The sequence below is a fragment of the Pseudomonas sp. GM21 genome (assembly GCF_000282215.1).
Classification (GTDB): Bacteria; Pseudomonadota; Gammaproteobacteria; order Pseudomonadales; family Pseudomonadaceae; genus Aquipseudomonas.
On the sequence record NZ_AKJS01000182.1, the window covers coordinates 1 to 836 of the forward strand.

1 pseudogene is annotated in these 836 nt (G+C 57.9%); it reads right to left on the reverse strand.

Features of this window, described 5'->3' with window-relative positions:
• Positions 1-71: 71 nt before the first annotated feature.
• Positions 72-654 (reverse strand): annotated as a pseudogene (locus tag PMI22_RS30965) (group II intron maturase-specific domain-containing protein).
• Positions 655-836: the final 182 nt, after the last annotated feature.

Below are 836 nucleotides of genomic sequence, written 5' to 3' on the forward strand. Positions count from 1 at the left end.
ATCGAGTAGGAGGCGGATTTACATCCGCCGTCCTCTCACACCACCGTACGTACGGTTCCGTATACGGCGGTTCAGGCTATGCGGCTAAGCCGGTTTATCGTATCCAGTATTGAGATCAACCCTAGCTGATCCCACAGTTTCTTCGGTAACGCCTGATTCATATGAGGCGCCCCCGAGTTCCACCATGGGCCGCGACCATTGAAGGCTGATTTACAGGCGCGTGCTTCGCCAAGCCCCAAACGCATCAAGTTGCCTACCCTCGTAGAGGGTTGCTTCCATTGGCGCCAGATGACACAGCGAAGTTTATGCCGCACCCACCCGTCCAGCTCCTCAAGGGGTCGCTTGCTCTGACTAAGTTTGAAGTAGCCACTGTTTCACGTAGCCCGCCAATTCGTCGACCGTCATGCCATCGGCACCTGGCGCGCCCTTGTTGCTGACTACGCGGTGGTACGCACGCTTGAGGTTGGCAGGTGCAAGCACCCGCTCCATCAGCGTGTCCGGCTCCGCGTTCGTCCACGTCACAGACGCCGTCGATACCTGTGCGCTGTCAGCCGTCATCCTCGGATTCAGTCCGGGACTCGGAGTAACAGTCTTCTCTGGGAGAAATTTCTGCATTTCGGTATTCGACGAGACTCTGACGCCTACTGGCGGCATAACCTGTTCGGCCCTTGGTGGCAGAGTTACTTGCCACTTACTACGGCCTCGGCTGACTTCTGCACGCTCATCCCGTCGCCTCGCGGCGCTCGGTAGCACACTGGCAAACGTGCAGATCTCCCAGGGTAATTCGCGCGACCTTCCTGCTTATGCCTGTCGGATATACGTCGTAGCGTTCCGTG